Genomic DNA, 21,485 nt, shown 5'->3' on the forward strand with positions numbered 1-21,485 from the left:
GCTCCACGTCAGTGGGGCCTTTTTAGCACCCTCTCCACCTCAGTCTCTTTTGTCCGCTATCTATACTGAATGGATAACAGCCAAAACAGACTTAACACAGCCGGCTTTGAGCTGTGCATACACAGGCCCCGGACGGGCCGATGATGGAGATATCACCGCAATGTCAACTATTGGTCGTATTCACTCCTTTGAATCCTGTGGCACCGTCGATGGCCCGGGTATCCGCTTTATCACCTTTTTCCAGGGCTGCCTGATGCGCTGCCTGTACTGCCATAACCGCGACACCTGGGACACGCACGGCGGTAAAGAAGTCACCGTCGACGATCTGATGAAAGAGGTGGTGACCTATCGCCACTTTATGAACGCCTCCGGCGGCGGTGTGACCGCGTCCGGCGGTGAAGCCATTCTTCAGGCTGAGTTTGTCCGCGACTGGTTCCGCGCCTGCCATAAAGAAGGCATTCATACCTGCCTCGACACCAACGGCTTTGTACGTCGCTACGATCCGGTGATTGATGAACTGCTCGAAGTGACCGATCTGGTGATGCTCGATCTCAAACAGATGAATGATGAGATCCACCAGAATCTGGTGGGCGTCTCCAACCACCGCACGCTGGAGTTTGCCAAATACATTGCCGACAAGGGCATCAAAACCTGGATCCGCTACGTGGTTGTTCCTGGCTGGTCAGATGACGACGACTCCGCGCACCGCCTGGGAGAATTTACCCGCGACATGGGCAACGTCGAGAAAATCGAGCTTCTGCCCTATCACGAGCTGGGTAAACATAAATGGGTGGCCATGGGTGAAGAGTACAAGCTTGATGGCGTGAAGCCGCCGAAAAAAGAGACGATGGAACGCGTCAAAGGTATTCTTGAACAGTACGGTCACAAAGTGATGTATTAAAGAAAAGGCCCGGTGAGAACCGGGCCTTTTTTATTCTATTTAAAGACGCCGTTAATAACGGAAGTCACAATCGCAGTACTCAACGCAATTAAGACCAGGTCGTCACCCACTACGCGCCATTCGTAGCCGGGATAGGAAGGAAGCTGGTCCAGCATTGAGGCCGGAACGGCCTTCTTCGCAATACCCGGAGGCAGTGGTTTACCGCGCGCCAGGTTTTTTGCGATCCCCGGGGGCAGAGACTTATAGCCCGTTAAGCCGTAATTCACGGCCAGATGACGGACATGATCGAAGCTCACGCGAGCATCAACGTCATTACCGACATCTTTGCTGTTTTTGAAGTTCTTATCCGATCTTCCAGGGTTATCCTGTCCGCTATTTTGCTTATTACCATGGTTACCGGAGTTACCAGAATTCCCGTTACCATGATTGCCGCCATTACCTTGTCCGCCACCGTTTCCGTGACCACCGCCGTTCCCGTTGCCAGGATTAGCCATGACCGGAGCCGTTGCAAACGTTAAAGACAACACTACGGCAAGTGCGGTAGTGGAAAAACGACGTATAGACATGATTGTTGCCTTTTAGTGGTAGAACTCATTTGAATTATCGCCAGGCGGGAAAAACAAACAATACGTAAAAGTCTTATATGTGACAGGGACAAAAAAGCCTGTCGATGACAGGCTTTTATTTAATCAGGCGTGTGCCACAGGCGTTGGATGTTCGCCCGCTTTACGCAGAAGCATTAAGAGATAAATAAACGACACGCTGGCGATCATGATAAACAGTAAATTGTCGGAATAATTTTGCATCAGCATCGCGGTAAACGTCGGCCCTAATAAGCTGCCGATGGTATAGCTCAGTAACAGCGCCTGGTTCATTGCCACGAGCTGGTGATGCTCAACTTTCTCACAGGCCCACGCCATCGCGACCGGATAAAGCGTGAAACCTGCCGCTCCAAGAATAAACAGCGCGGGTGCCATCGCGGCATTGCTGAGCATGGCGAGGCATCCCATGATCACCACGAAGACCTGAACGCGCAGCACCAGCAGACGGCCAAAGCGATCAGCCAGACGGCCAATTGGCCATTGTCCAACAATACCCGCACTCACCATCACCGCCATCCAGAAGCCAATTCCGGAGTCGCTGACGCCCTGATGGTTCAGATAAAGCGGCATCAGGCCATAGAGCGAGCCCAGTACAATCCCCGAGATAATGCAGCCGTTAACGCCCAGACGCGCCTGACGCAGTCTCAGCATGGGCCAGACGTGGGTTGCTTCCTGGTGTTCACTATTCTGGTTCACAATGCGGGTAAAGAGCAGCGGCAGGATTGCGGCCAGCACCATGCCCGTTACCCACGGCAGAACGCTCATCAGGTCGGTTGGCAGCTTGCTCACCATCAGTTGTCCCAGCACAGTGCCGACATAGTAAACCATCATGTAGGCAGCCAGCAGGCGTCCGCGGTTGCGGGAGGTACCGCTGCACATCAGCGCACTTTCAACGACCACCCAAATCATCGCGCAGCCTACACCGGCGATAAAGCGCCATGCCATCCAGCTCCAGAAGCCGACCATCAGGCCCAGCCCCGCACATCCGGCGGCGAAAATCAGCGAGGCCAGATAATAGCTGCGGTTAAAGCCAAAGCGCTTAATCAGGCTCCCGGTCACCAGCGTTCCAAGAAGGTTGCCGGTAAAAAAGGACGAGCTGACCATACCCACCTGCCAGGTCGGTAAGTTTTCATGGGCGAGCCACAGCGGGACGAGCGTATTTAACACTGCGATCGCCAGGGTCAACAAAAGCAGGCCACAGAGCAACAGCAGCACTGGCCGGGTATAGGTGGTCATGGATTAAAAACCGTGAGGAAGTTCAGATTTCGTGCGCATCATGCCACTGGCAAAAACAAAGTCAATCCACTGATTTAGCCGCCTCGCACAATATGTTCCCTGTCGATTTAAAAAACTTATCCTGCTAATGCCACGCCTGCTATAGATATTAATTATGTCTCTGTTTTCATTTATTAATGGGCAAAATTAAAACAAAACGACAGACGAAAAATTTCATGATCGAAAAAAGAAAAAGCCGGGCACTCTGGCCCGGCTTGATATAACCCAATACACCGTTAACTGGCGACAGCCATACCAACGGTCATATGCAACCCGTAGAACACGCCGCGACCAATCAGTTCACCCGCCAGTACCAGCACAAAAGCCAGTGACAGCAGCGGCAGCGCCGGCTGATATCCTTTGAGCTGAGGGGCAATCCAGAATACCAGCGCGGCGACCAGCAGAACGATACGCCAGGCCATCAGCGCACCGTAGTCCGGCACCAGGGCAGAGGCCTGCTGAATAGAGCTGTGAATGGTTGCCAGTTCAGAACCCTGCATCAGGGCGACTATCGCACTCACTACCAGCGCCAGCAGCGAAACAGCGGGCAGCAGACGCATTGCCCATCCGTCGACACCCGCCACGCGCAGCAGCAGGTAGCCCAGCAGCGGCCCGCCGATAAACATCGTCAGGAAGAAGCTCATTGGCGTCCAGACGCTGTACCAGGTGGGGACGGTATCGATGGTGTTATAGACACGTATCATCATCCACACGAACACCACGCCCAGCACCATGGTCACAATCAGCCACAGGCTGCGCAGACCCGCAGGCAACTTCTTCATAGCGGCCAGCAGCCAGCCCAGCCCACCGACGGCAAAGAAAATTGCGCCACTGGCGATCTCGTTACTGAGGGATGAGGCACCCACGCGGTTCAGGGAGTTAAACGCGCGCATCGGCGAACCCAGGTGCAGCGTAGAGGCGATAAAGCCGATCCCCATCAGCACCCACAGGCCAAACATACTCAACACCAGGCGCTGCTGCTGTTCAGCATTGAGACGAACTTTCAACAACGCCAGCGCGAGCACAATGAAGCCGCCCGCTACGCACTGACCAAAGACCGTGAAGATCATCAGCGGCCATTCATGCCATCCACTTCCCATCTCACACCTCCTTCGGATTTGCCAGGTAGCCGGTGGTGTCACCTGTAGGACGGCTGTTGGCGTTAGGTTTAATCACAATACTCGGCTTCGTGAAGTGCGCAGACGGCAGCGGTGCCACGGCGGCGAGCTGACCGTGTTTCTGACGCAGCTCTTCAATCGGGCCGAAGTCCAGCGCGCGCAGCGGACAGGACTCGACGCAAATCGGCTTTTTGCCATCCGCTACGCGGGTGTGGCAGCCGTCGCATTTGGTCATGTGGCCTTTAGCGGCGTTGTACTGCGGCGCGCCGTACGGACAGGCCATATGACAGTAGCGACAGCCAATGCAGACATCTTCATCCACCACCACAAAACCGTCTTCGCGCTTGTGCATCGCCCCGCTCGGGCAGACTTTTGAACAGGCGGGATCTTCACAGTGGTTACAGGCAATTGACAGGTAATACGCAAAGACGTTCTGATGCCAGACGCCGTTATCTTCCTGCCAGTCGCCCCCGGCGTATTCGTAGATGCGACGGAAGCTCACGTCCGGCGTCAGGTCTTTGTAATCTTTGCAGGCCAGCTCGCAGGTTTTGCACCCGGTACAACGGCTGGAATCAATAAAAAATCCATACTGAGTTGTCATCGGTTACTCCTTAAACCTTTTCAACCTGGACAAGGTTAGTGTGGGATGGGTTACCCTTCGCCAGCGGCGACGGACGCTGTGTGGTCAGTACGTTAATACTGCCTGCCTGGTCGATGCGGTTGGCATCCGGGCTGTACCAGGCCCCTTCCCCTAACGCCACCACGCCGGGCATCATGCGTGGGGTGACTTTGGCTTCAATATGCACCTCGCCGCGACCGTTGAAGATGCGCACGCGATCGCCATTGCTGATGCCGCGCGCTTTCGCGTCCATCGGGTTGATCCACATCTCCTGGCGGCAGGCGGCTTTCAGCACGTCGACGTTACCGTAGGTGGAGTGAACACGCGCTTTATAGTGGAAGCCGGTCAGCTGCAGCGGGAATTTCGCCGTCAGCGGATCGTTATAGTTTTCAAAGCCCGGCGTGTAGATCGGCAGCGGATCGATAACATCCCCTTCCGGCAGCTCCCAGGTGGAGGCGATGTTTGCCAGCGCTTCGGAATAGATTTCGATTTTGCCCGACGGCGTGGTCAGCGGGTTCGCCTGCGGATCTTCACGGAACGCTTTGTACGCCACGTGGTGTCCTTCCGGATCGCGCTGTTTGTACATCCCCTGCTTGCGGAAGGTATCAAAGTCAGGGAGGTCAGGAATCGCCTTACGGGAGAGTTCATGCAGATGGCGCATCCACCCTTCCTGAGTACGCCCCTCGGTGAACTGCTGCTCAACGCCTAGACGTTTCGCCAGCTCAGAGGTCATCTCATAAATGGTTTTGCACTCGAAGCGCGGTTTAATCGCCTGGTCGGTAAAGATCACGTAGGACATGTTGCCGCAGGAGGCGTCCAGCGCGAAATCCATCTGCTCAGAGGCGGTGCAGTCCGGCAGCAGGATATCGGCATATTTTGCCGAGGAGGTCATGTGGCAGTCGATCACCACAATCATCTCGCACTTCTTGTCGTCCTGCAGGATTTCATGGGTGCGGTTGATTTCAGAGTGCTGGTTGATGAGACAGTTACCGGCATAGTTCCAGATCATCTTGATCGGCACGTCCAGCTTGTCCTTACCGCGCACGCCGTCGCGCAGGGCGGTCATTTCCGGGCCACGTTCAATCGCATCGGTCCACATAAACATGGAGATGCTGGTCTGAACCGGGTTATCCAGCGTTGGCATACGTTCAAACGGCACTTCATATGAGCCTTCACGCGCGCCGGTGTTACCGCCGTGAATACCGACGTTGCCGGTCAGAATGGAGAGCATGGAAATGGCACGGGTCGCAATTTCACCGTTCGCATGACGCTGCGGGCCCCAGCCCTGGCTAATGTAGGCTGGTTTGGCAGAGCCAATCTCACGCGCCAGCTGAACGATACGCTCTGCCGGGATGCCGGTGATGGTGGACGCCCACTCCGGCGTTTTTGCCACGCCGTCGCTACCCTGACCGAGAATGTAAGCTTTGTAATGTCCGTTTGCCGGTGCGCTGGCTGGCAGGGTTTTCTCGTCATAGCCGACGCAGTATTTATCCAGGAAAGGCTGATCGACGAGGTTCTCGGTGATCATCACCCACGCCAGCGCTGAGACCAGGGCCGCATCGGTACCCGGACGTATTGGAATCCACTCGTCTTCACGTCCGGCACCGGTGTCGGTATAGCGCGGATCGATGATGATCATGCGGGCATTGGATTTGGCGCGAGCCTGTTCGAGGTAGTAGGTTACTCCACCACCGCTCATGCGGGTTTCACCCGGGTTGTTACCGAACAGCACGACCAGCTTACTGTTTTCGATATCTGACGGGCTGTTGCCGTCCGCCCAGCCGCCGTAGGTGTAGTTCAGGCCAGCCGCGATCTGCGCAGAAGAGTAGTCACCATAGTGATTGAGATAACCGCCGCAGCAGTTCATCAGGCGCGCCACCAGCGTTTTTCCCGGTGGCCAGGAGCGGGTCAGCGTGCCGCCGAGCGTCCCTGTACCGTAGTTCAGGTAGATGGATTCGTTGCCGTACTCTTTAATAAGGCGCTGCATATTGGTGGCGATGATGTCGTAGGCCTCATCCCAGCTAATCCGCTCGAACTTCCCTTCCCCACGCTTACCGACACGCTTCATCGGATATTTCAGGCGGTCCGGATTATAGACGCGGCGACGCATGGAGCGACCACGCAAACACGCACGCACCTGATGTAACCCTTCGTAGTTATCGTCCCCGGTATTGTCGGTTTCGACATATTTAATTTCGCCATCCACCACATGCATACGCAGCGGACAACGGCTACCGCAGTTAACGGTACAGGCACTCCACACCTCTTTTTCCGGCGAAGTGGCCGGAGACAGAGCATCTGCCGCCGACGCCAGTCGGGTAAAAGGGAGCGTGAAGGCACTACTGGCTACCGCCAGGCCGCCTATTGCCGTGGTTTTCATCAACCCACGGCGAGTGACCTCGGCAGCCATTAATGCTTCAGGCGCGTTGATTTTCATAGAGACTCACTTTGGTTGCTCACAAAAAAAAGAGAGGCGGCGCAAACCGCTATGTAGTTTTATATATAACGAATATTATCGTTATCAGCTTTTTATGCTGGCTTTCATTCGAAGGAGTATTACTACTTTAGAGGGAGAGGTTATTGCGTCGTATCAAACCAAAGGCATAAAAAAAGCGCCCTGAGGCGCTTTTTTGTTTTAAGACAAATTATTAGCCGATGTACTGCTGGCCTTTCATGTATGGACGCAGCACTTCAGGGATCTCGATACGACCGTCTGCCTGCTGATAGTTTTCCAGCACGGCAACCAGGGTACGGCCCACAGCCAGGCCAGAACCGTTCAGGGTATGCACCAGACGGGTTTTCTTATCAGATTTGCTGCGGCAACGTGCCTGCATGCGGCGCGCCTGGAAATCCCAGACGTTAGAGCAGGAGGAGATCTCACGGTAGGTGTTCTGCGCAGGTACCCACACTTCCAGATCGAAGGTTTTGCAGGCACCAAAGCCCATATCACCGGTGCACAGCGCCATACGACGGTATGGCAGACCCAGCAGCTCCAGCACTTTTTCAGCGTGGCCGGTCATCTCTTCCAGCGCGTCCATGGATTCTTCAGGACGGACGATCTGCACCATCTCAACTTTGTCGAACTGGTGCATACGGATCAGACCGCGCGTGTCGCGACCGTAAGATCCTGCTTCAGAACGGAAGCACGGAGAGTGCGCCGTCAGTTTGATTGGCAGGTCGTCTTCGTCAATGATCTCATCACGCACGAGGTTAGTCAGCGGCACTTCCGCGGTTGGGATCAGCGCGTAGTTGCTGCTGTCTGCTTCCTCGTCCAGCGGACGGGTATGGAACAGGTCGCCGGCAAATTTCGGCAGCTGGCCCGTACCGTACAGCGTATCGTGGTTGACCAGATACGGCACATAGGTTTCGCTGTAGCCATGCTGCTCGGTGTGCAGATCCAGCATGAACTGCGCCAGCGCACGGTGCAGATGGGCAATCTGGCCTTTCATTACCACGAAGCGAGAGCCGGTCAGCTTAACAGCAGCCGCAAAATCCAGGCCCGCGTGCATTTCGCCCAGCGTCACGTGATCGCGCACCTCGAAGTCAAACTCACGAGGCGTACCCCAGCGTTTCACTTCAACGTTGTCGTTTTCATCTTTGCCGACAGGCACGCTGTCGTCAGGAATATTCGGGATAGCCAGGGCAATATCACGAATTTCGGCCTGAAGAACATCCAGTTCAGCTTTCGCCTGATCCAGTTCTTCACCCAGCTTGTTCACTTCCAGGCGTAATGGCTCAATATCTTCCCCGCGCGCTTTCGCCTGGCCGATGGATTTCGATCGAGAATTACGCTCTGCCTGCAGATTTTCAGTTTGTACCTGCAGTACTTTACGACGCTCTTCAAGAGCGCGCAGCTTATCTACATCCAGCTTAAAGCCCCGGCGTGCCAGTTTTTCAGCGACTGCGTCTGGCTCATTACGCAGCAGATTGGGATCGAGCATGCTTATCCTGTGCTTATCGAATTAAAATAGGAAATGTGACCACAGCCTGCGGTCACAAGGATAGAATTGCCAACATTACCGCAACGATTGAACTAACGGTAGCGTTTTATAGGGCTATTTTGATCCTGTCCGGCGAGCCAGGTGAGCTTTTCACCAATCTTGCCTTCAAGACCTCTGTTTGTGGGGTGATAATAGCGCGTTTGTGCCATCTCCTGCGGGAAATATTCCTCCCCGGCAGCGTAGGCATTGGGTTCATCATGAGCGTAGCGGTATTCCTGCCCATACCCCATCTCTTTCATCAGTTTGGTCGGCGCGTTACGCAGGTGAACCGGCACATCGTAGTCCGGACGCTCACGCGCATCAGACATCGCTGCCTTGAAGGCGGTATAAACCGCATTGCTTTTCGGCGCACAGGCCAGATAGACAATCGCCTGCGCAATAGCGCGCTCACCTTCTGCGGGTCCAACCCGGGTGAAACAGTCCCAGGCCGACAGTGCGACCTGCATGGCGCGCGGGTCGGCATTGCCGACATCTTCTGAGGCAATCGCCAGACAGCGGCGCGCGACGTATAGCGGATCGCCACCCGCAGTAATAATACGCGCATACCAGTACAGCGCCGCATCCGGCGCGCTGCCGCGCACGGACTTATGCAGCGCCGAAATCAAATCGTAAAAACGGTCACCTTTATTATCGAAACGCGCGCTGCGTTCCCCGGCAATTTCGGTGAGCAGTTCCGGTTTTAGCACCCGCTTGCCGGCATCGTCGACCTCGGCCATGTCGGCCATCATTTCCAGCGTGTTCAGCGCCCGACGCGCATCGCCGTTAACCAGCTCGGCAATCGCACGACGCGTCTCGTCAGGCAGAACGATATCCTGTCCGCCGTAGCCGCGCGATTTGTCGTCCATCGCCTGAGTGAGAACCTTTTCGATATCCTCGGTCGTCAGCGATTTGAGCAGATAAACGCGCGCACGGGAAAGCAGCGCCGAGTTCAGCTCAAACGACGGGTTTTCGGTGGTCGCCCCAATGAAGAAGATCGTGCCGTCTTCAATATGCGGCAGGAAGGCATCCTGCTGGCTCTTGTTGAAGCGATGGACTTCGTCGACAAAAAGAATGGTGCGGCGTCCGGCGTTGCGGTTCTGACGCGCACGCTCGATAGCCTCACGGATCTCCTTCACGCCGGACGTCACCGCTGAGATACGCTCAACATCCGCGTTGGCATAACGGGCAATCACTTCTGCAAGCGTAGTCTTGCCGGTACCTGGGGGGCCCCAGAGGATCATGGAGTGCAAATGCCCTGCCTCAATGGCGCGCGGCAAGGGCTTACCGGCAGCCAGCAGGTGCTGCTGACCGATGTACTGCGCTAAATTTTCTGGCCGCATACGGGCGGCCAGAGGTTGAAACGCGTTATCTGAAAAATCGAGCGACAGATTGCCCACTCACGCCTCTTACTTATTGCGTTGGTCGTCCACCGTTACGCCCTTCGGCGGGGTAAAGGTGAACTTCGATGCATCAACGGCGCCGTTCTGCTGAGATTTGAGCTGATAGCTGCTACGCTGATCGTCCTGCTCAACCGCGCCGAACTGATTAATGGTACCGTTGGTGCTGACATTGATGGTGAACTGCTTCAGGTTGCCGTTGCTGCCTTTCAGCGTCAGGACAAACTCGTCACCCGTCTGTTTAATATTGTACTGCTGCCAGTCGCTGGCCTGGTTACGGGCAATCAGCATAAATGGCGTATTGCTGGTGGCATCTTTCAGCCAGGTCGCAGTAGCCTGCTCAACGAACGGGTTGTAGAACCATAAGGTTTTACCGTCAGACACCAGGATGCTTTCATCCGGCTGGGTCATGTGCCAGTTAAACAGATTTGGCCGTTTTACCCACAAGTCCCCCTGACCTTCCTGCACCGCGTTGCCGCTGCCGTCCGTCACTTTCTGCGTAAAGCTGGCGTGGAAGCTGCTTACTTTATCCAGTCGGCTTTTAAGGTCGCTGGCTGCATCAGCCCAGACGCTGCTGGCGACAAAACTGGTGAGTAATGCACAGGCGATGGCGATTTTTTTCATTGTTATTCCTTAAAATACGTCTTCCCGAAATGGGGTTTCCGACTTCTATTCTGGACCTGCCCGGAGGCAGGCGACAGAAGAAAATGCTTAATTTTGGCTGATTTACCCTTCTTTGCAATCGCGGAAGGTTAATCAAACGGTGGCGGAGCCAGCACCTCGCGGTTACCGTTATGCCCCTGCTCGCTCACAATGCCCTGCGCTTCCATCTGCTCGATGATGCGCGCAGCGCGGTTATAGCCGATGCGGAACTGACGCTGTACGCCAGAGATAGACGCTTTACGTTTTTCGGTAACGAAATTCACCGCCTGATCGAATAACGGATCCAGCTCTTCACCGCCGTCAAAGCCACCGCCGCCGCCTTCGCTTTCCGTGTCGCTGGTAATACCATCGACGTATTGCGGACGACCGCGCGCTTTCCAGTCCTGCACGACCGCGTGCACTTCCTGGTCGCGCACGAACGCGCCGTGAACACGCACCGGAGAGGTGGAGTTCGGCCCGGAATAGAGCATGTCACCCATCCCCAGCAGCGACTCTGCGCCGCCCTGGTCAAGAATGGTACGGGAGTCAATTTTACTGGATACGGTAAAGGCGATACGCGTCGGAATGTTCGCTTTAATCAGACCGGTGATAACGTCCACGGAAGGACGCTGGGTCGCCAGCACAAGGTGAATACCGGCCGCACGCGCTTTCTGCGCCAGACGGGCAATCAGCTCTTCCACTTTCTTACCGACGGTCATCATCAGGTCAGCGAATTCGTCGACCAGCACCACGATATAAGGCAGTTTTTCCAGCACCGGATGCTGGGCATCCATGCTGTCACCCGGCTTCCAGTACGGATCCGGAATCGGACGGCCCATGCGCGCCGCTTCGGCGATTTTCTCGTTATAGCCAGCCAGGTTACGCACGCCCAGCGCAGACATCAGCTTGTAGCGGCGTTCCATCTCATTCACGCTCCAGCGCAGGGCGTTGGCGGCGTCTTTCATGTCGGTGACCACTTCAGTCAGCAGATGTGGAATACCTTCATAGACCGACAGTTCGAGCATTTTCGGGTCGATCATGATGAAACGCACATCTTCCGGCTGCGCTTTATAGAGCATGCTGAGGATCATGGCGTTCACACCGACGGACTTACCGGAACCGGTGGTACCCGCGACCAGCAGGTGAGGCATTTTTGCGAGGTCTGCCACCACCGGATCGCCAGCGATATCTTTACCCAGCACCACGGTCAGTGGAGATGGGTTATCACGGAACTTGGTGTTATCCAGCACTTCACGCAGGTAGACGGTCTGACGTTTCTTGTTCGGCAGCTCAAGACCAACGTACGGTTTGCCCGGTATCACTTCCACCACGCGCACCGCCACGGTCGACAGCGAACGCGCCAGGTCGCGGGACAGGTTGGAAATACGCGCGGCTTTTACGCCCGGCGCCAGGTTCAGTTCAAAACGGGTGATCACCGGACCCGGCGAGTAGTTCACCACGTCCGCCTTGATACGGAAGTCAGCCAGACGGGCTTCAACCAGACGGGCCATCTGCTCCAGCGCAAACGTATCAACCGGCTCGACTTCAGCTGGCGGCGGCGTCAGCAGGTCCAGCGACGGCAGCGGCGTGCTTGGACGCTGCAGCGGACGGCTGTCACCGTTACGCATCAGCAGCGGGTGAATCAGGCTCTCCTGCGGCTGTGGCGCAGGCTGCTGGAACTGCGGCTGCTGTTGCTGCGGCTGCTGTGGTTGCACATACGGCTGTTGAACAGGTTGCTGTGCGTAGGTCGATGGTGTCTGCTGGCGCACAGGCTCCGCTTCCGGCATCACGCTCGGGGTAAATAAAGGCTCGCTTGGGCCATCATCCACCAGATCTTTCATCGGCGAGAATTCAAAGTCCGACAGTGAGAACGGATTTGCCCCTGCCGGCTGTTCACCGGAGTAACGCTGCTGCTGCGTTGCCGCAAACTGGCGCGCTAATTCGGCTTCTGCCGCATCATCTTCGTCTTCCAGCGCAGGTTCGTCGTGCTGATAGTCTTGACCGTAGCGCTGATTTTGCTGCGCAGCGAACTGGCGGGCCAGCTCGTCCTGCTGCATTTCATCAGCATCATCGTCGTACTCAGACTCGCGCGCTTTTTCTTCAGCCATGCGCTGGGAAGGCAGCTTGATGCCATAAGACGCAAGCTCACGGCGGGTTGGCACGCGGACGCGGTTAGGACGAGGCAGTTGCGGACCAATCCCCTCTTTCACCTGAGGACGCGGTGCGCCCCCTGTTGCCAGGCTAAAGACCGGTGCCGCCGCTGCTGCGGCCGCAGTAGCCTGCTTAACGCCTTCCGCTACGGGTGCTACAGCAGGCGTCGGGTCGACCGGCGGAACAGAAACAGAAGGCGCCTTCGTAACCGGCTCCTGCACCGGTTCAGGCACAGGCTGATACCAGGCGGCCAGCTGTTCGCGTTCACGCGCACGACGCTCTTCGACTTCTTCGAAATAGTACAGCGGTGGACGCGCAGGCTTCACCTCTTCCACGATTTCAGGCTCAGGTTCAGGCTGCGGTGCCACGTAAGGCTGCACAGGTTCAACGGGTTCAGGCACGTACTCCTGATAAGGCTGGGACACTGGCTGCTGATATTGCTGCGGTGCATACTCAGGCTGCGGCGGCTGATAAGGCTGCTGCCACTGTTCCTGCTGCACGGGGATGTAGCTTTCAGGTTCAGGCGCAATAACGGGCTCCGGCGTGTGAACACCCGGCGCAGTCTGCCAGTCAACCTGAGGTTGCTGAATAACGGATTCCGGCGGCGGGACCGGCGCGGATGGCATCACGGCGTCGACAGGCGCGGCATACGCCTGCGCAGCGGTCGTCGCGGCGGCGGCAGCCGCAACCGGCTCGGTAACCGAGTGGCCGTTCAACAGTGGATCGTATTCGTCGAAGTCACCCGGCGTGGCACGGCTACCGGAAAAAAGCACATCATCAGGATCGACGGCGGTACCTGCTGCACGATACTCAACCTGCTCGTCTTCATCCATGCGTTTACCGGAGAAGAGCGCCGCATCGGTTTTACGGCCCAGCGGGTTGGCAAATTTCTCAGCAACACGCTGGCGACGCGCCAGCGCACCGCGCAGAATTCGGGCACGACGAGACTCGCGACGCTGCACAGGCGCATCGTCTTCCTCTTCATCTTCGTATTCGTCTTCATCCACCCACGTATCGTCACGACGGGTACGGTTACTGGCGAAGGTCAGAATGGTGAGGATAAAGCTGCCAATTTTCTCGGCAATGCTCACCCAGGACCAGCCGGTAAACAGCGTCAGCCCGGCGGCCCAGATGCACAGCAGCGCCAGCGTGCCGCCGCTGCTGTGCAGCATCGGCTGAAGCGCGGAACTTAATAAGCTGCCGATAACCCCGCCAGAGGCGAAGTACCAGATATCATCCGCATTGATCGCTGCCAGCCCGCAGGAAGTGAGAATCAGCGCCAGCGCGCCAATCAGGCGCAGCGAGACGGCGAAATAGTCGATGTAATCATCGTTCTGACGATGACGCCACGCAAACCAGCACCCGCCAATGATAATGACGGGAAGGGTGTAGGCCATCACACCGAAAATGAAAAACAGCGTGTCCGCAAGCCAGGCACCGGGGACACCGCCTAAATTATGGATAGGCTCATGCCATGCAGTTTGTGACCAGCTGGGATCAGAGGGGTTGAAACTGAGTAAGGCTGCCATCAGCCAGACGGCAAAAAGGGCAATAACAATCAGCAAAGCCTCGAGGAGACGACGTCCGCTGCTTAGCTTCGATAGTGTGACTTCTTTGTCTTCAGTGTATTCCTGGCTCAAGAAAGGCTCTCCAGGTATCAGGCATATCCTGCCTGTTTGCTAAAACGGACAACAGTGCCGGGACTCCCCGGCACTGTTGCTGTATGGATTAACAGGAGTGTAATCAAACTACGCTGATTTTGCACCTGTTCCGTGTTAGCGCGTCTTAATAACCAGACGATTGCTCTGTTTGACCTCTTCCATTACCACATAAGTACGGGTGTCGTTCACGCCCGGCAGACGCAACAGGGTTTCCCCCAGCAGCTTACGGTAGGCGGACATATCAGGCACACGGGTTTTCAACAGGTAGTCGAAATCACCGGACACCAGATGGCACTCTTGAATTTCTTCAAGTTTTTGTACAGCGGCGTTAAATTGCTCAAACACATCCGGCGCACCACGATTCAGAGTAATCTCAACAAATACCAGAAGTGAGGCATCCAGATAATGCGGGTTCAGCAGAGCCGTATAGCCCTGAATAAAACCCTGTCTTTCCAGTCGGCGCACACGCTCAAGGCACGGCGTCGGGGAAAGTCCCACACGTTTTGAAAGCTCGACGTTGGAAATACGCCCATCCTTTTGCAATTCATTCAGAATGTTACGATCGATACGGTCGAGATCTTTGCCAGGGCGCTTCTTGCTATCTACCATTATTATTGTCTCTCTGTATTCCTTCCCTACTCCTGCCTGGACCCTGTGCACATCACTGTTCAGAGCCTGTACCCGTTAGTCATCACATCGCCTGGTTTTGTATTAGACGCGATGCGGATTCGGGTTCTGTTGGTAAGAAGACCGTTGCCCGAAGGCTGTCACCGACATCACGTATGGCGTCTGTCCACGCCATGCGTAGATTTCACTGACCCGGTAAAAATGGCATTTACGTGCATGCCTATGCGGCATACGGTTAACGCGGTTTTTTTTCTTCCTTGAATGTTTTCGCAAAAGCGCAGGGGATTGTCAAAGCAAAACATCGTTTTTTAGTACAACATGCCGGATATTCATTACGACAGGGTATTAATCCTCATTTTATTGCCTTATAAACGACCGGTTTTCTTAAGAAAGCGTGATGTTATCGCGCGCGATTCATCGTCCACGGCTATTACACAGATTGATATCAAAATTGCTGCGCTCTTTTTTTACGGCAACAAATTCCCTACAATCCAGCCAAATGTCTGCCAACAACAATGGGGATCTCATGGGCACGGCCAAACACAGTAAGCTGCTAATCCTTGGTTCTGGACCTGCGGGATATACCGCGGCGGTCTATGCTGCACGCGCTAACCTGCACCCGGTACTCATCACCGGTATGGAAAAAGGCGGTCAGCTGACCACCACCACCGAAGTGGAAAACTGGCCAGGGGACCCGAACGACCTGACCGGGCCGCTGCTGATGGAGCGCATGCACGAGCATGCCGCTAAATTCGAAACCGAAATTCTGTTCGATCACATCAACAAGGTCGACCTGCAGAACCGTCCGTTCCGCCTGACGGGCGACAGCGGTGAATACACTTGTGACGCGCTGATCATCGCTACCGGCGCCTCTGCCCGTTATCTCGGTCTGCCATCCGAAGAAGCGTTCAAAGGCCGCGGGGTTTCTGCCTGCGCCACCTGCGACGGTTTCTTCTATCGCAACCAGAAAGTCGCGGTTATCGGCGGCGGCAACACCGCGGTGGAAGAAGCGCTTTATCTGGCCAACATTGCCTCTGAAGTGCACCTGATCCACCGTCGCGAGACCTTCCGCGCGGAGAAGATCCTGATCAAACGTCTGATGGATAAAGTGGCAAGCGGCAACATCGTGCTGCACACCAACCGCACCCTGGAAGAGGTGACGGGCGACCAGATGGGCGTTGCCGGTCTGCGTATCCGTGATACCCAGAACACCGATAACGTCGAAACGCTGGAAGTGGCGGGTCTGTTCGTGGCTATCGGCCACAGCCCGAACACCGCGATCTTCGAAGGCCAGCTGGAGCTGGAAAACGGCTACATCAAAGTGCAGTCCGGCATTCACGGTAATGCGACTCAAACCAGCATCCCGGGCGTATTCGCGGCCGGCGACGTAATGGACCACATTTACCGTCAGGCGATCACCTCTGCGGGCACCGGCTGTATGGCCGCGCTGGACGCTGAACGCTACCTCGATGGACTGGCTGAACAAGGTAAATAATCTCTACAAGTCAGTAACAAACGTAAATAAAGGCGGCGATAAGTCGCCTTTATTGTCTCCCCGTTGTAACATTGCGCTGCCCAACTTCTAATAACGTCACCTGCAAAGTACGCAATGGAAAAAACCCGTCAACAAGAGTTAACACGCTGGCTGAAACAGCAAAGCGTTCTTTCCCGCCGCTGGCTTACGATTTCCCGTATTTTGGGTTTCATCAGCGGTCTGTTGATTGTTGCCCAGGCATGGCTGCTGGCCCGCATTCTTAATCACATGATCATGGAGAACATTCCCCGCGAAGCGCTCCTGTTGCCCTTTATTGTCCTGATCCTGATTTTTATCCTGCGCGCCTGGGTGGTGTGGCTGCGTGAGCGCGTCGGTTTTCACGCCGGACAGCACATCCGCTACGAGATCCGCCGTCAGGTGCTCGACAGGCTTCAGGAAGCCGGGCCCGCGTGGATCCAGGGTAAACCGGCCGGTAGCTGGGCGACGCTGATCCTTGAGCAGATTGACGATATGCATGACTACTACGCGCGCTATCTGCCGCAGATGGCCCTTGCCGTTTTCGTTCCGCTGCTGATCGTGATCGCCATCTTCCCGGTGAACTGGATGGCAGCGCTGATTCTGATGGGCACCGCCCCGCTGATCCCGCTGTTTATGGCGCTGGTCGGGATGGGGGCAGCGGATGCCAACCGCAGAAACTTCCTGGCATTGGGTCGCTTGAGCGGTCATTTCCTCGATCGCCTTCGCGGCATGGAGACGTTGCGCATTTTTGGCCGCGGTGAAGCGGAAACCGAAAATATTCGCCTGGCGTCGCTGGACTTTCGTCAGCGCACCATGGAAGTGTTACGCCTCGCCTTCCTGTCCTCCGGCGTACTGGAATTCTTCACCTCGCTGTCGATTGCCCTCGTGGCGGTCTACTTCGGCTTCTCCTACCTCGGCGCGCTGGATTTCGGCCATTACGGCACGGCGGTGACCCTTTCCGCCGGGTTCCTGGCGCTGATCCTGGCGCCGGAGTTTTTCCAGCCGCTTCGCGATCTGGGGACCTTCTATCACGCCAAAGCCCAGGCGGTTGGCGCCGCCGATAGCCTGAAAACGTTCCTGGAAACGCCGCTGGCCCACCCGGAGCGCGGTGATGTAACGCTGAATGCTAAAGACCCCGTGACCATTGAAGCGCAGGACTTTTCCATTCTGTCGCCCGAAGGCAAAGTGCTCGCCGGTCCGCTGAACTTTACCTTACCTGCCGGACAACGCGTGGTGCTTGTCGGCATCAGCGGTTCCGGGAAAAGTTCTCTGCTGAACGCGTTGTCCGGTTTTATGGCCTACACGGGTTCACTACGGATCAACAAAACTGAACTGCGCAACCTCGATCCTGACGCCTGGCGTAAACAGCTCAGCTGGGTAGGCCAAAACCCGCTGCTCCCGGCATCTACGCTCCGTGAAAACGTGCTTCTGGCGCGCCCGGACGCGCGTGAAGATGAGCTGCAATCGGTTCTCGACCGCGCCTGGGTCAGCGAATTTCTGCCGCTGCTGCCGCAAGGGGTGGATACCATAGTCGGCGACCAGTCCGCCGGGCTGTCGGTCGGGCAGGCGCAGCGTGTGGCCGTTGCCCGCGCGCTGCTTAACCCATGCCAGCTTATGCTGCTGGACGAGCCCGCAGCCAGCCTTGACGCACACAGCGAGCAGCGCGTAATGGAAGCGCTTAACGCCGCCTCCCTGCAGCAAACCACCCTGATGGTCACCCACCAGCTGGAAGGGATTGCCGACTGGGACCAGATCTGGGTCATGGAAAACGGCCGTATTGTTGAGCAAGGCGACTACGCCTCTCTCGTTGCCGCCCAGGGGCCATTTGCGACCCTGCTGGCAAACCGTCAGGAGGATATCTGATGCGCGCTCTGCTGCCTTATCTTGCGCTCTATAAACGCCACAAATGGATGCTGACGCTGGGGATTGTGCTGGCGATTGTCACGCTGCTCGCCAGCATCGGCCTGCTCACGCTTTCCGGCTGGTTCCTGTCGGCCTCGGCCGTCGCGGGGTTCGCCGGATTATACAGCTTCAACTATATGCTTCCGGCCGCCGGGGTTCGCGGTACCGCTATCACCCGTACTGCCGGGCGCTATTTCGAACGCCTGGTCAGCCACGACGCCACTTTCCGCGTACTGCAGCACCTGCGTATCTATACCTTCAGCAAACTGCTGCCCCTCTCCCCTGCCGGGCTGGCGCGTTTTCGTCAGGGCGAGTTGCTTAACCGCGTGGTGGCGGACGTTGACACGCTGGATCACCTTTACCTGCGCGTGATTTCCCCTATCGTGGGCGCGTTTGTGGTGATTGTGGTGGTCACGCTGGGGCTGTCTGTTCTGGATGTTCCCGTTGCGCTGACGCTGGGCGGGATTATGCTGCTGACGCTTATCGTTCTGCCGCCGCTGTTTTACCGCGCCGGGAAATCCACCGGGGAAAACCTGACGCGCCTGCGCGGGGACTACCGCCAGCAGCTGACCGCCTGGCTTCAGGGGCAGGCAGAGCTGACCATTTTTGGTGCCAGCAAGCGCTACCGCGCGCGGATGGAAAGTACGGAGCTGAACTGGCATGAGGCCCAGCGCCGTCAGTCGGAGCTGACGGCCTTCTCTCAGGCGCTAATGATGCTGATCGGCGGCGTGGCGGTGATTGCCATGCTGTGGCTGGCTTCCGGCGATATTGGGGGAAACACACAGCCGGGTCCGCTTATTGCCCTTTTCGTTTTCTGTGCGCTGGCCGCGTTTGAAGCGCTGGCTCCGGTGACGGGCGCCTTCCAGCATCTGGGACAGGTCATCGCCTCTGCCCTGCGCATCACCCAGATTGCCGAGCAGGAGCCTGAAGTCACGTTCAGTGCCGGGCAGACCGTTGTCCCTGAGCAGGTTGCGCTGACGCTTGAAGATGTCACCTTCAGCTATGACAAACAGGCGCAGAACGCGCTGGACGGTATCACCCTTTCTGTGAATGCCGGCCAGCGGATTGCGATCCTCGGCCGTACCGGCTGCGGTAAATCGACGCTGCTGCAGCTGTTAACCCGCGCCTGGGACCCGCAGCGCGGTCAGATTCGTTTTAATAATACGTTGCTGACCGATTTCAGCGAGCAGGCCCTGCGCAAAACCGTCAGCGTCGTTCCGCAGCGCGTGCATCTGTTTAGCGCCACCCTGCGCGATAACCTGCTGCTGGCTGCGCCAGAGGCCTCTGATGATGCGCTTCGCGCCGTGCTGGAACAAGTCGGTCTGCATAAGCTGCTTGAGGGCGATGGACTGAACAGCTGGCTCGGTGAAGGCGGTCGTCAGCTTTCCGGCGGAGAGCTGCGCCGTCTGGCGATTGCGCGCGCGCTGCTGCACGATGCGCCGCTGATGCTGCTTGACGAACCCACCGAAGGACTGGATGCCACGACCGAGAGCCAAATCCTTGATTTGCTGGCCAATGTCATGACCGGTAAAACCGTCCTGATGGTTACGCACCGCCTGCGCGGACTGGCGAGTTTTGATCGGATAATTGTGATGGACAACGGACACATTATTGAGCAAGGTAGTCACGCAGAGCTGTTGGCGAAACAGGGTCGCTACTTCCAGTTTAAACAGCGTCTGTAGACTATATTTGTAGCGTCCTCACTCGCGTACTGGAGTTTTGCTGTCATGCGCCTGGTCCAGCTTTCTCGTCATAACATCGCGTTCCCTTCTCCAGAAGGGGCGCTGCGTGAACCCAATGGGCTGCTGGCCCTTGGTGGTGACCTCAGCCCTGCGCGGCTGTTGATGGCGTACCAGCGCGGCATCTTCCCCTGGTTTTCTCCCGGAGACCCGATTTTATGGTGGTCTCCCGATCCGCGTGCCGTGCTGTGGCCAGAGCAGTTTCACCTGAGCCGCAGCATGAAGCGTTTCCATGCAAAATCACCGTACCGCGTCACCCTGAACCACGCCTTTGGTCAGGTCATTGAAGGCTGTGCCGAAGACCGGTTTGAGGGAACATGGATAACCCGCGATATCATTACCGCCTACCACCAGCTTCACGAGCTTGGCTACGCGCACTCTATTGAGGTGTGGGACGGCGGAGCACTCGTCGGCGGCATGTATGGCGTGGCGCAGGGGACGCTGTTTTGTGGTGAGTCGATGTTCTCCCGCGCGGTTAACGCCTCGAAAACAGCGCTGCTGGTCTTCTGCCAGGCGTTTGCCCAGCGCGGCGGACGCCTGATCGATTGTCAGGTGCTCAATGAGCACACGGCTTCCCTCGGCGCCGTTGAGATACCGCGACGCCAGTACATCGAGCATCTGGATGCCAGCCGTCAGGAAAAGCTCCCGCGCGACTTCTGGATACCGAGAACGCTCTTTATGCCCAATGCCTAAATGTTTTCCGCATATTTTTTGTGAGGGTGTTATAATTACGCCGCAGAGTAGCTTCTGCCTGTTGCCCCGCCGCCGTTTGGGACCTTCGCTTCAGATAACGTCCTGACGTTTATCCTGTTGTCTCCCCTTTACGAATGCGCTTTCCGTTCGGTTGTACCGTGACGCTTGGGCAATGCGCCGAAACTGTTTTGCTGCGTTTCAAACGCGCAATTCTTTACTTAATTGATGAATTTCGGCATTATCTTGCCGGTTCAAAACTTGGTAGTGATACCCCAGAGGATTAGATGGCCAAAGAAGACAATATTGAAATGCAGGGTACCGTACTTGATACGTTACCTAATACCATGTTTCGCGTAGAGCTGGAAAACGGTCACGTGGTAACTGCGCACATCTCCGGTAAAATGCGCAAAAACTACATCCGCATTTTGACGGGCGACAAAGTGACTGTTGAACTGACCCCGTACGACCTGAGCAAAGGCCGCATTGTCTTCCGTAGTCGCTAATTTTTTCGCCTGTAATGGCAGATGAATATTTAAAAGGTCGGGTTAATCCCGGCCTTTTTTATTTGTGGCTTTAATTTGGCTATGCCGGGGGATGTATTTTTTGGCAACCTGGTGGCCTCATCCCAGCCCTCTTCCACAGGGAGAGGGCGAAAGGCAGGCATA

Annotated in this window: 16 protein-coding genes; 6 read left to right on the forward strand and 10 right to left on the reverse strand. The window is 56.4% G+C overall.

Annotated elements, in window-relative coordinates; genetic code table 11:
• The first annotated feature begins 160 nt into the window (after positions 1-160).
• Positions 161-901 (forward strand): pyruvate formate lyase 1-activating protein, encoded by a 741-nt coding sequence (pflA, locus tag B498_RS17810; protein WP_008499976.1) that lies wholly within the window; start codon positions 161-163, stop codon positions 899-901.
• Positions 902-936: 35 nt separating this feature from the next.
• Here pflA and B498_RS17805 read toward each other — a convergent pair whose 3' ends face one another.
• The 10 genes from B498_RS17805 to lrp all read right to left on the reverse strand — a co-directional run bounded on the left by B498_RS17805 (position 937) and on the right by lrp (position 14,955).
• A complete protein-coding gene (locus tag B498_RS17805) occupies positions 937-1,467 on the reverse strand; it encodes an anti-virulence regulator CigR family protein (RefSeq protein WP_008499977.1) in 531 nt (176 codons plus the stop codon).
• Positions 1,468-1,590: 123 nt separating this feature from the next.
• Entirely contained in the window at positions 1,591-2,739 is a 1,149-nt protein-coding gene (locus B498_RS17800; RefSeq protein ID WP_008499979.1) for an MFS transporter, read from the reverse strand.
• A 275-nt stretch (positions 2,740-3,014) separates the two neighbouring features.
• The gene (locus B498_RS17795) at positions 3,015-3,878 is read right to left on the reverse strand and encodes a dimethyl sulfoxide reductase anchor subunit family protein (RefSeq protein WP_008499980.1); all 864 of its coding nucleotides are present in this window, start codon (positions 3,876-3,878) and stop codon (positions 3,015-3,017) included.
• Between the two features lies 1 nt (position 3,879).
• Positions 3,880-4,497, reverse strand: a complete 618-nt coding sequence (locus B498_RS17790; RefSeq protein ID WP_008499981.1) for a DMSO/selenate family reductase complex B subunit — start codon at positions 4,495-4,497, stop codon at positions 3,880-3,882.
• 10 nt (positions 4,498-4,507) lie between these two features.
• Positions 4,508-6,952: a dimethylsulfoxide reductase subunit A gene (gene dmsA / locus B498_RS17785; RefSeq protein WP_008499982.1), complete on the reverse strand. Its 2,445-nt coding sequence runs from the start codon at positions 6,950-6,952 to the stop codon at positions 4,508-4,510.
• Positions 6,953-7,163: 211 nt separating this feature from the next.
• A complete protein-coding gene (serS, locus tag B498_RS17780; protein WP_008499983.1) occupies positions 7,164-8,456 on the reverse strand; it encodes a serine--tRNA ligase in 1,293 nt (430 codons plus the stop codon).
• A gap of 92 nt (positions 8,457-8,548) precedes the next feature.
• Positions 8,549-9,892, reverse strand: a complete 1,344-nt coding sequence (gene rarA, locus B498_RS17775; RefSeq protein WP_008499984.1) for a replication-associated recombination protein RarA — start codon at positions 9,890-9,892, stop codon at positions 8,549-8,551.
• 9 nt (positions 9,893-9,901) lie between these two features.
• Entirely contained in the window at positions 9,902-10,516 is a 615-nt protein-coding gene (gene lolA / locus B498_RS17770) for an outer membrane lipoprotein chaperone LolA (RefSeq protein WP_008499985.1), read from the reverse strand.
• Positions 10,517-10,644: 128 nt separating this feature from the next.
• The gene (locus B498_RS17765; protein ID WP_008499986.1) at positions 10,645-14,325 is read right to left on the reverse strand and encodes a DNA translocase FtsK 4TM domain-containing protein; all 3,681 of its coding nucleotides are present in this window, start codon (positions 14,323-14,325) and stop codon (positions 10,645-10,647) included.
• 135 nt (positions 14,326-14,460) lie between these two features.
• The gene (gene lrp / locus B498_RS17760; protein ID WP_000228469.1) at positions 14,461-14,955 is read right to left on the reverse strand and encodes a leucine-responsive transcriptional regulator Lrp; all 495 of its coding nucleotides are present in this window, start codon (positions 14,953-14,955) and stop codon (positions 14,461-14,463) included.
• Between the two features lie 544 nt (positions 14,956-15,499).
• Here lrp and trxB point away from each other — a divergent pair.
• From trxB to infA, 5 genes are all read left to right on the forward strand, one after another.
• Positions 15,500-16,468 (forward strand): thioredoxin-disulfide reductase, encoded by a 969-nt coding sequence (trxB, locus tag B498_RS17755; protein ID WP_021240886.1) that lies wholly within the window; start codon positions 15,500-15,502, stop codon positions 16,466-16,468.
• Between the two features lie 114 nt (positions 16,469-16,582).
• On the forward strand, positions 16,583-18,349 hold the full coding sequence (gene cydD, locus B498_RS17750; RefSeq protein ID WP_008499989.1) for a heme ABC transporter permease/ATP-binding protein CydD: 1,767 nt from the start codon (positions 16,583-16,585) through the stop codon (positions 18,347-18,349).
• Positions 18,349-20,070, forward strand: coding sequence for a heme ABC transporter ATP-binding protein/permease CydC (cydC, locus tag B498_RS17745; protein ID WP_008499990.1), 1,722 nt, complete (start codon positions 18,349-18,351; stop codon positions 20,068-20,070). Before cydD ends, cydC begins: the two co-directional genes overlap by 1 nt.
• 45 nt (positions 20,071-20,115) lie before the next feature.
• Positions 20,116-20,820 carry a leucyl/phenylalanyl-tRNA--protein transferase gene (gene aat / locus B498_RS17740; RefSeq protein WP_008499991.1) on the forward strand — a complete coding sequence of 235 codons (705 nt, stop codon included), beginning with the start codon at positions 20,116-20,118 and terminating at the stop codon, positions 20,818-20,820.
• Positions 20,821-21,104: 284 nt separating this feature from the next.
• Positions 21,105-21,323: a translation initiation factor IF-1 gene (infA, locus tag B498_RS17735; RefSeq protein WP_002211347.1), complete on the forward strand. Its 219-nt coding sequence runs from the start codon at positions 21,105-21,107 to the stop codon at positions 21,321-21,323.
• The last annotated feature ends 162 nt before the right edge of the window (positions 21,324-21,485 follow it).

It is taken from the genome of Enterobacter sp. SST3 (assembly GCF_000286655.1).
Classification (GTDB): domain Bacteria; phylum Pseudomonadota; class Gammaproteobacteria; order Enterobacterales; family Enterobacteriaceae; genus Enterobacter; species Enterobacter roggenkampii.

Bases quoted from the DNA above. Each gene is read 5' to 3' on its own strand.
- cydD (WP_008499989.1), top strand. From the start codon at position 16,583: ATGGAAAAAACCCGTCAACAAGAGTTAACACGCTGGCTGAAACAGCAA.
- lrp (WP_000228469.1), bottom strand. From the start codon at position 14,955: ATGGTAGATAGCAAGAAGCGCCCTGGCAAAGATCTCGACCGTATCGAT.
- aat (WP_008499991.1), top strand. From the start codon at position 20,116: ATGCGCCTGGTCCAGCTTTCTCGTCATAACATCGCGTTCCCTTCTCCA.
- trxB (WP_021240886.1), top strand. From the start codon at position 15,500: ATGGGCACGGCCAAACACAGTAAGCTGCTAATCCTTGGTTCTGGACCT.
- cydC (WP_008499990.1), top strand. From the start codon at position 18,349: ATGCGCGCTCTGCTGCCTTATCTTGCGCTCTATAAACGCCACAAATGG.
- B498_RS17790 (WP_008499981.1), bottom strand. From the start codon at position 4,497: ATGACAACTCAGTATGGATTTTTTATTGATTCCAGCCGTTGTACCGGG.
- B498_RS17805 (WP_008499977.1), bottom strand. From the start codon at position 1,467: ATGTCTATACGTCGTTTTTCCACTACCGCACTTGCCGTAGTGTTGTCT.
- B498_RS17800 (WP_008499979.1), bottom strand. From the start codon at position 2,739: ATGACCACCTATACCCGGCCAGTGCTGCTGTTGCTCTGTGGCCTGCTT.
- dmsA (WP_008499982.1), bottom strand. From the start codon at position 6,952: ATGAAAATCAACGCGCCTGAAGCATTAATGGCTGCCGAGGTCACTCGC.
- B498_RS17795 (WP_008499980.1), bottom strand. From the start codon at position 3,878: ATGGGAAGTGGATGGCATGAATGGCCGCTGATGATCTTCACGGTCTTT.
- pflA (WP_008499976.1), top strand. From the start codon at position 161: ATGTCAACTATTGGTCGTATTCACTCCTTTGAATCCTGTGGCACCGTC.
- serS (WP_008499983.1), bottom strand. From the start codon at position 8,456: ATGCTCGATCCCAATCTGCTGCGTAATGAGCCAGACGCAGTCGCTGAA.
- lolA (WP_008499985.1), bottom strand. From the start codon at position 10,516: ATGAAAAAAATCGCCATCGCCTGTGCATTACTCACCAGTTTTGTCGCC.
- infA (WP_002211347.1), top strand. From the start codon at position 21,105: ATGGCCAAAGAAGACAATATTGAAATGCAGGGTACCGTACTTGATACG.